This window comes from Sphingobacterium populi (assembly GCF_001586775.1).
Lineage (GTDB): Bacteria > Bacteroidota > Bacteroidia > Sphingobacteriales > Sphingobacteriaceae > Sphingobacterium > Sphingobacterium populi.
Window position 1 is genome coordinate 1 of sequence record NZ_LQXS01000010.1, and the last position, 8962, is coordinate 8962.

An 8962-nucleotide genomic window follows, 5' to 3' on the forward strand; every position below is an offset into this window, starting at 1 on the left:
TATCATCCAGAAGCCCCACCTACGATGCAGTTCCGAGAGGATACACAATTGCTCGATCACTTCACTATCATTGCTACGTTTAGCGCGATAATAGTAAACAGAGCTACTTATCGTGAATAAAATGCAGGCCTGGCGAAGGCTCACTTTAAAAACTTCATGAGCGTAACCTACCAGTTCGCGCTTCTCGCCAGGCCCTATAGCTTTTTTTCTATTACGTCTTTTAAAACAGCGATATGTAGAGTTTGCTCGGCAACAATCTTTTTGTATTGTGCTAACTCCCTTTCCATATCCTTCATTTGCTTGAGTTGAGAAACTTCCATGCCCGAATATTTACTCTTCCATGAATAGAACGTGCCTTGGCTAATGCCGTGCTCTCTGCAAATATCCGAAATTGATTTTCCGAAATCCTGTTGCGATAAAATCTTGATGATTTGCGACTCGCTAAACTTACTCTTTTTCATTATCCCTAAATTATAAATCTACATTAATATCTGTAGCTGTTTTTAGGGAAGATTACACAGCCATTTTAACCCCTAACATTTTAGTCGACCACAACTCCTCCTAATGGTGCATCAGAAACAAAGAACTGAATGCTAATTTGATATAGGTACTGAAAGCAACAACATAGATCCAATGAAGAATGGCTTTCAGTTTCTGACTATTAATGAGTCCGTCTTAAAAAAGTAACAGGTTCATACTTTTATAATGTCGCTAAGGCCAAAAGTGAGTTTTGTGAAATTTTTTATCGAAAAAAACCGGTCATACATCGAGATACGAAAGATTCACTATAAAGTTTTTAAAAGTGACGCATGGGGAATATTATAGCAATTAATTCTCAACTTGTTTTCTAAAATAATGATTCAGTTTTTCATCAGATTGTTTGCAATCCAATACGTTTATAGATCCCGATGGTTGCAGTCCGTATTACATCAATTAGATGCGCGAGTTCAAGAAGTATCTAGGCATACGCAACAGCGCTAGTTATATTCAGCGAAAAGAACTATTTATAATGACTAAACAAGAAATAGTATCCGCACTCGAACTACTGTATGACGTGGGAATTTATCATTCTGAATTGACAAGCGAGTTAAGAAGGACAGTTTGGAAGTTGGAGCAGCTGAACGCAGTGGTGATCACATTCAAGAGAGACAACTGGCAAAATAACAAAGTGACCTTGAGGGCCAAAGCAAAATAAACTAGTGGAGGAAATAGTAAGTGTCATTAAAAAGAGTGATAAATCTAATTACCAGTGAATATGTAATATTTACTGTTTAAATAATTTAACACAGTTAAAAACAATTTTATAGTCAATGTGTTATAATGGTGCATAGGTCTCATAAAGTCACGCCTCACCAAATGCTTTATGGCGTTAAACAAAACAAAGCAGCTTGTCGCTGCGGCAGACGAAACACCGTCTTCGATTAATACCAGATATACCCAGAGCGTGTAGCTTTTAATATTTCCGAGATAGTATTTTATTAAACTCAATAGACTTCGATTCCCTCGCGAAATGGTTTATTGTATCATCTGTACTCTCCTTTAGATATCTGGATTCTAAGAAAGTATTTTAAGCCTTTCACCACGTAGTATGCATATTAAAAAATATTCAGATCATGAGTAAAGAACAAAAAAAGGAAAAGAGCTCCAAGGAAAAAGGAAAGTCCTCTTACCAGCAAGACAAGGAAAAACCTTCCAAAGATCTACAAATTACCACCGTTAAAAAAAAGGATTCAAAAAAATCATGATGACGAAGATGAAAACACGAGAATATGCTCAAGTAGCAATCCGAGTCGCTGCAGGATTTGCGGTTTTATATTGGGGTGTCTCATTATATGATTGGATTACATCGGTATATTACGGTAAAAATATCACGCCAATGTATCTTGCAAACGCTCAATCGCTTGTGCCCTAGTACAACAACTTCTAGCATCCTCACATCCGGAGAATAATGTTTATTAGTCAAAATAGACTTGGATTAAGAAATTTTATCCCAGTCTAATATCACTAGTAAAGTCCAATTAGATTCTTTCGCTCATCATTCTATAAATAGCTATAACACGAAAAATGAAATATATATCTCCAGCGTCTGTATTAGATGAACTAATAGCAGAGACAAAAACATCTGCAGTGATCAACATTGCTTATTTAATACTAGTGCATCGTTTGCCTAACCAATTTAAAAGGCTATTCAATGCAATTTATATTTTAGAAAATAGTTATTTGATTCACATTGACAAAAAAGCTAGTGATGTATTGAATGAAGAGATTCGTATGTTCTTATTACCTTTCCCAAACGTATATATTATGGAAAGTCAGAATGTGGTTTGGGGAGGATATAGCATGGTGCAAGCAGAGGTTGATGGCATTAAGTATCTTCTGGAAACGAATGCAGAATGGGATTATTTTATAAATTTAAGTGGTCAGGATTACCCTTTGAAATCTCAAAAAATTATTCGCGAATTCTTGACAGAAAATAAAGGTAAAAGCTATCTGAAAATCGCCAATCAATTATTAACTCGTCCAGAAACGATGAATCGTATTGAAAATCGTTTCGAGGAATTAGAGGGTAGTATTTCAAATGCTGTGCGTAAGCGGGATTACATGAATAATGTCATTCCGTATATTGGTGGGCAATGGATGATGCTGACCAGAGCGTGTTGCGAATTCATTTGTACAAGTAAAGAAGTGAAAAAATTTGAGAGTTACTATCGTAATACTTTAATAGCAGATGAGTCTTTTTTTCAAACGGTATTAATGAATACATCTTTCGATGGTATCCTTATAAATGACGACAAAAGAGCTATAATTTGGATTCCTGATGGTGTTATTAAATTACGGCCTAAGACATTTACGACTGATGATTACGATTTTTTAAATAAGGGTGATAACCTGTTTGCAAGAAAATTTGATGACAATGTAGATAGCAACATCATCGATAGAATGAAACCTCATTTTAATACTTGCAAAAGCCTAATCTAAATAACTATGAATGAAAATGTTTATATAAGCAGGGCACGCCTCACCAATCAGATCCTCCTCATTGAAATTACTGATAGTCTTAAATAAAAAAAGCCCATCTAAAGTGTCAACCTTTGATGAGGGGCTATATCTGCTATAAATCCGATAAATACCGGAAAAGCTCTACAAAAATACAGCTCATGAATATTCTTTCTACTTAGTAATAAAAGTTGCTCACACGTTTGCTTGAGCTATAATTCATTATTAATCATATTTTTGACTATCCTATATCATTTATGAAAAAAAAATTCGATAAGCACTTAGATAATCTTGGAATAAATCTTGATTGATACGACTTCCTGCGAAAAATATTATGATATCACTATTCAAATGCATGATCAACTATTTAAGTCCAAAACTGAATGTTTGGTGAATTTAGTAGGAATACCACTGACTGGCGTATTTCTGCAATCCATTAAAGTATGTCTTTTGACCAAAGTATAGATATTAATGTTCATATTTGCATAACGATATAATCCGCTGATTTTGAAAATTATATTTGCAGAACTTAATACACTAACAATCCTAGGCATGAGCTCTATTGCGAAGCAATGCCGTAGCGATACTGAAGTTTTTGAAGCAGTAAATTTGCTGCACGCACGTCAGATTTTCAAATCCCAAAATATCTCGATCCTCTTTGTGAACATAGAACTTTTACAAGAGGGAGATCTATTAAAGCTCAGGACTGATTACGTTGGTAAGTTATACCTGATTGTACCGAAAGCTTCATTCCAAATTACATATAATCGATTCGTTCCAAAGGTAATTGATGGTATAATTAACCTAGAAAATGACTTGGAAGCTAATCAAAAATATCTGTCAAACATTATAGATGGCGTTTAGTTCATCACTTAGCCATTTAAGGTATGTTGAGTTAAACCTTAATGAAATTGTTGACTACTCTAATCACCTCTTCAATGTTGAATGGTTTAGAGAGGAAAGCGTTAGCACCAGCCATTTTTGAAATAGATCCGCCTTCAATACTTGCTGATATACTAAGTATATTTAAATTGTCATATTCTCGTCGAGATCTTAAGTGTCTGATAATTTCGTCCCCTCTAATTTCGGGCATCCATAAATCAACAATTAAAACATCCGGCCGCTCAGTTTCTATCCTATTTAGTAGTTTACTACTGTGATACTCAACTTGTACATCCACTGTATCACTGTCTAATATTATTTTTAGTACATCAGCAATATTCCTGTCGTCATCGCAGATTATAACCTTACTTTTCTCTCTCATTTTTTCTAAATAGCACAAATTCCAACAGAGTGTATACTTGAACCTTGAAAATTCAAAATGAAAGATTTACAACAACCAATTATATCTGAGGTAATATTCAACAATCATACCTAAAGATGGCTTATGAATAGGATCGCTAAAGTTCGAGTATTAGTCGATCCTGATATTGTATTTATACCTTGACCTGTAAATCTAGGAGGAATATTGAATGCGTATAAAGAACTTGGTAAGTTCCAAACAAAGAATTTTGCGCCCCATGTTTTATCCAGGATGTACTCTATAATACTACCAAGCATATAAAACTTTCCTGAATAAATCGTAATCAATCGGTTGGGCAACTTTATTTCCAAGTAGAAAGAATATTTATAGGCTGTATCGTTGCAGAGCTTTTCCGGTGCTCATCGGATTAATAGCAAACCAGCCCCCTATCAAAGCTTGACGCTTTTGAAGGGCTTTTTTTATATGTCATACTGAATTCCTTTTATTGCTTTCTTTAATTCCTTTTTCTGGGATTGGCTGTATAACAGTATATAAGCAGTATATTTATATATAAGATATAGCTATGTATGCGATTCGTAAAATTAAGATCCTATGTCCTACGCAGATTGCGTAATCAGGGATATAATATTCTCCGGTCCACTTCACCAATAAGTAGTAAGAACCCGTCTTGGTATCCAGATATCGTGGATTTGGAAAAATTCCTACATTGGGATAGTGAGGGTGTGCAAAACCTTAGCGTTCCTTCGAATAAAACACATCTGCTGATAATCCAAGATGCGTTAGATAATATCAGGGACGAGGATTTTATTGGGGAGGTGTGGATTTGAAAAAAGCCACTCGATTGGAGGGGTTATGTTGTTATTTAAGCTATTAGTTTATCGGTCCTTGACCGCCTCTTGGTCTAACGTTTAAGGTTGTTTCTGTAGATATGCCGCAAACGCTAGTTTCTGTTGCCCGAAAGATAATACTGTAGTCATGAGAATTTCTCGAGAATGCATTAGTATTAAGTATTACCTGGTTTCCCGACAATTGAATTGTATATGGCGCCCCCCGTGGCACTCTCTGGATTTATTGTCAATTTTGAACTTGGATCGGATTTCACAACGTTGTAGTTATAGTGTTGCCTCCAGTCACAAAAGTGCTACCATTAATTTTTGGCCCAGCTCCCACGATAGCGCGAAATATCTGGTATGCCAAAGGAGATGAAAAATTCCGTACTACAAAGGATGTAGACTTCGCTGTAATGATAGGCAGCAAAGAAGATTGTAAAAAGGTCAGGGATGATCTTATAAAAAATGGATACACCGAAAGTGATACCAATGCTTTTGTCATCATGTCGCCTACAGGATTACAAGTCTACCTTTTGCCATTGGGTGGCATCGAAATTGATGAGGAAATAAAGTTCGAGGGACAGGAGCTGACGAGTACTAACGTTAATAGTTTCCGAGAGGTATATAGCATGGGCACCGAGGACGTTATCCTAGATACCGGTCATCAGTTCAAAATAGCAGCACTACCAGCTATTGTATTGCTCAAGTTTATAGTTTATGACGATAGACCGGAACTGCGCTTCAAGGACGCAAGGGATATCATCAGTATAGTAAACCATTATTTTAATCTTCAGAGCCACCTTATCTATAACCATCATGCTGATCTCTTTGGTGTAGAGGATCAAGATATTACCTTGGAAGAGATTTTCGCAGCGGTAATAGCTCGCGAGATAAAAAAAGATGATCAACGACAAAAAACTTCACTTGCGCCTAAATGGAGTCCTTTCGGGTCAGTTAGAGCAAATGGAAAAAAGCGCCCCGATAAGGAACATGGTTAATCAAAGTGGGAAGGATGTAGAAAATGTGGCAGCTATATTGGATGCAATGTTAAAAAACCTTACAAATTGAGAACTGGATACAAAAAGCTATCTAAATGAGAGAATAAGTTATAAGAAAATATATGGAAGAAACGGAAGTATAGAAGAGGTAGCTGGGTTAATCCAAAGCATACCATCAGTTACTCTATTGTACCATAAATCGAGAATAGGATTGACATTATATCTAGATTAATCGGGTAAAGAATCGGTAGATAGGCAGATTAGAATACTTAATTCATACCCACCACAATGTCATCCAGAATTAACTGGTCTTTTTGATCATGCATTCGAGGTTATACGTCAAAAGGGAAACTGGCAGGTGATATTTTGGAAATACTCAAATATGCTATTTTACAACCTTATTTATAAGAACCATAATAATGCACCATCAAGAGATTTAGTGGGAGATTAGAACGATAGGTTCTTAAAAGCCTACCTTTTGATCAATTCGGAGATCAACAATGGATTTATATATCAGATGATTATATTTCTAACCTTGATTTTTCAAACCAGCAAAACCGTGGGCTGATGTTCTTTGAATATCTTGAAAATGATTCTAGGTTCAAAAAATATTTGCCTGGGTTCTATACAGGATGGAGGTTGATGATGAAAATCAGCTCTATAAGACCCTTTTTGCCATATTCGCGCAATGCAAAGTGGAAAGAGCTCCCAACAAACGGAGGAGTCAAATTGGCTTTCAGGGCTTGTAAGGATATGTAAAGATGGGCCATGTCGAGGGTATAGCTATAAATGAACGTTTTGTTTCGAAAATTTTCAAGCGAATTTATTTTTAAAAAATATCAAGATTCTCAAAGAGTGTTACAAATAGGTTACAGCCAATAATTTCCTCTTTTCAAATATTTATCAATATATTGCTTCTGTAAGTCAGAAACGCAGATTTTTACCATATCAAAAAGGGTTGCTAAAAAGACTCATAATCTTTTGGTCCCTGGTTCGAGCCCAGGTGGGCGCACAACCTAAAAAAAGTCGTTTTTCTGTACGGAAGACGGCTTTTTTTGTTTCTCAGGGTACTTTAGGAGCTTGTACCCTGCGCTAATTGGAGTTCTCCGATTGGTGTGATTTACATAGTTTTTCATTCAAAGTTCGTTTTTTATGGGCGATGAAGGTCGCATTCATCATTTGATTCATGCAGGGTTTGTTGAACTTCACGCAAAACGGTTACAAATAGGTTACAGTCCGTTTGCGTGACAATTGTAAAAATTATGGCAACAGTTAGCGCCAAGGTGTTCAGCCACCACAAAAAAGCAGATGGGACTTTTGGTGTCAAAATCTGCATCCGACACGGAGGATTGAGAAAGAATAGCCTTACCTTGTTTATCGCGCGAGGAAAGTAAATTGCTTGCAGCTGTAGATGGTTTAGGGGCATAGGTGTTTATAGTGAAAAGATTATATTTGAATTATGAAAAAACATCCGCTATTTCGACAAGCTGTGATAATCTCAATTGTAGCACTTTCTATATTTAGTATAGCATTACTTTATGTGTCCGACCAGTCTACAAATGAGAAATTTGGAGCATTAGTGAAGTTTTTAGCAGGCATTACTACACCATTCTTTTTGGTAATCATGTATATCCGCTACAAAGAACAGAGAAGTAATTAGTCTTACTTTGCACTTTGTAGTTAAAAAGCAACTAACGAGCGACTTCAAAATCAAGGACCCCTTCGTCGCCGATAAAGTTGAAACCCAATTAAGAGGTTATCGAAAACTGATTAGTGAATTAGATGGTAGGCTTGATTTCTTTACTGCAGAAACATTAAAGGATTACTTACAAAATCAGAATGTGGATATTGATTTTTTAAAGTTCTGCTCTTCATATATTGAGAGTCTAAAAAAGAACGGTGGGATAGGATCTGCCAATAACTTTAGAGTCGTGAGAAATAGCTTGATTGACTATTTTAAGAGGGATGGCATTTCGATAAAGGAGGTTCATTCTAATATGCTCATAAGCTATGAAAGGTATCTACGATCAGAAAGAATAATTACTCGGACTAATCAAAACGGAACGTGTATACCACCAGGAAACAAGGTCTATCAGATAGAGGACTGCATAACCACATGCGTGATTTACGTACTCTCTTCAATTCCGCAAGGGATCTTTACAACAATGAAGATTTGAGTATATCTCATTATCCTTTCAAAAAAAATACAAAATTGGTTCGGCACCATTAACAAAAAAAGAAATCACGCACTACAACTGGTTGTGAAGATAAAGCACACTGAAACTAAGGGTGGGAGTAGAGCAGAGCTTGCCAAAGATATGTATATGCTCTCATTTTATCTATGCGGAATGAATGTGTAATCTTCCCTAAAAACAGCTACAGATATTAATGTAGATTTATAATTTAGGGATAATGAAAAAGAGTAAGTTTAGCGAGTCGCAAATCATCAAGATTTTATCGCAACAGGATTCCGGACAATCAATTTCGGATATTTGCAGAGAGCACGGCATTAGCCAAGGCACGTTCTATTCATGGAAGAGTAAATATTCGGGCATGGAAGTTTCTCAACTCAAGCAAATGAAGGATATGGAAAGGGAGTTCGCACAATACAAAAAGATTGTTGCCGAGCAAACTCTACATATCGCTGTTTTAAAAGACGTAATAGAAAAAAAGCTATAGGGCCTGGCGAGAAGCGCGAACTGGTAGGTTACGCTCATGAAGTTTTTAAAGTGAGTCTTCGCCAGGCCTGCATTTTATTCAAGATAAGTAGCTCTGTTTACTATTATCGCACTAAACGTAGCAATGATAGTGAAGTGATCGAGCAATTGTGTATCCTTTCGGAACTGCATCGTAGGTGGGGTTTCTGGATGATG

General features: G+C 36.2%; 12 protein-coding genes. 10 read left to right on the plus strand and 2 right to left on the minus strand.

The genetic code is table 11. The features are described 5' to 3' along the window. Positions 1 to 194: 194 nt before the first annotated feature. Positions 195 to 461, minus strand: a complete 267-nt coding sequence (locus A0125_RS15050) for a transposase (RefSeq protein WP_066758251.1) — start codon at positions 459 to 461, stop codon at positions 195 to 197. A 476-nt stretch (positions 462 to 937) separates the two neighbouring features. Between A0125_RS15050 and A0125_RS15055 the strand changes: the two genes are divergently transcribed. From A0125_RS15055 to A0125_RS15065, 5 genes are all read left to right on the plus strand, one after another. Further along, positions 938 to 1195, plus strand: a complete 258-nt coding sequence (locus A0125_RS15055; protein WP_066758254.1) for a hypothetical protein — start codon at positions 938 to 940, stop codon at positions 1193 to 1195. A 418-nt stretch (positions 1196 to 1613) separates the two neighbouring features. After that, positions 1614 to 1745, plus strand: coding sequence for a hypothetical protein (locus A0125_RS16445; RefSeq protein ID WP_262507313.1), 132 nt, complete (start codon positions 1614 to 1616; stop codon positions 1743 to 1745). 8 nt (positions 1746 to 1753) lie between these two features. Further along, positions 1754 to 1912: a hypothetical protein gene (locus A0125_RS15660; protein WP_197464905.1), complete on the plus strand. Its 159-nt coding sequence runs from the start codon at positions 1754 to 1756 to the stop codon at positions 1910 to 1912. Between the two features lie 152 nt (positions 1913 to 2064). Beyond that, complete coding sequence (locus A0125_RS15060; protein WP_082785062.1) at positions 2065 to 2979, plus strand: beta-1,6-N-acetylglucosaminyltransferase; 915 nt, start codon at positions 2065 to 2067, stop codon at positions 2977 to 2979. 570 nt (positions 2980 to 3549) lie between these two features. Next, positions 3550 to 3861 (plus strand): hypothetical protein, encoded by a 312-nt coding sequence (locus A0125_RS15065; RefSeq protein ID WP_156472576.1) that lies wholly within the window; start codon positions 3550 to 3552, stop codon positions 3859 to 3861. A 31-nt stretch (positions 3862 to 3892) separates the two neighbouring features. On the opposite strand, the gene A0125_RS15070 is transcribed toward A0125_RS15065, so the two are convergent. Next, the gene (locus tag A0125_RS15070; RefSeq protein WP_066758259.1) at positions 3893 to 4261 is read right to left on the minus strand and encodes a response regulator; all 369 of its coding nucleotides are present in this window, start codon (positions 4259 to 4261) and stop codon (positions 3893 to 3895) included. Positions 4262 to 5399: 1138 nt separating this feature from the next. Here A0125_RS15070 and A0125_RS15080 point away from each other — a divergent pair. The 5 genes from A0125_RS15080 (at position 5400) to tnpA (ending at position 8768) form a co-directional block, all read left to right on the plus strand. Then, entirely contained in the window at positions 5400 to 6089 is a 690-nt protein-coding gene (locus tag A0125_RS15080; RefSeq protein WP_156472577.1) for a hypothetical protein, read from the plus strand. A 1262-nt stretch (positions 6090 to 7351) separates the two neighbouring features. After that, positions 7352 to 7483, plus strand: a complete 132-nt coding sequence (locus A0125_RS16450; RefSeq protein ID WP_262507314.1) for a hypothetical protein — start codon at positions 7352 to 7354, stop codon at positions 7481 to 7483. Between the two features lie 65 nt (positions 7484 to 7548). After that, entirely contained in the window at positions 7549 to 7749 is a 201-nt protein-coding gene (locus A0125_RS15085) for a hypothetical protein (RefSeq protein WP_066758266.1), read from the plus strand. A gap of 181 nt (positions 7750 to 7930) precedes the next feature. Further along, positions 7931 to 8266, plus strand: a complete 336-nt coding sequence (locus A0125_RS16255; RefSeq protein ID WP_231863249.1) for a phage integrase SAM-like domain-containing protein — start codon at positions 7931 to 7933, stop codon at positions 8264 to 8266. 235 nt (positions 8267 to 8501) lie between these two features. Continuing rightward, positions 8502 to 8768, plus strand: coding sequence for an IS66 family insertion sequence element accessory protein TnpA (gene tnpA / locus A0125_RS15095; RefSeq protein WP_066758270.1), 267 nt, complete (start codon positions 8502 to 8504; stop codon positions 8766 to 8768). The last annotated feature ends 194 nt before the right edge of the window (positions 8769 to 8962 follow it).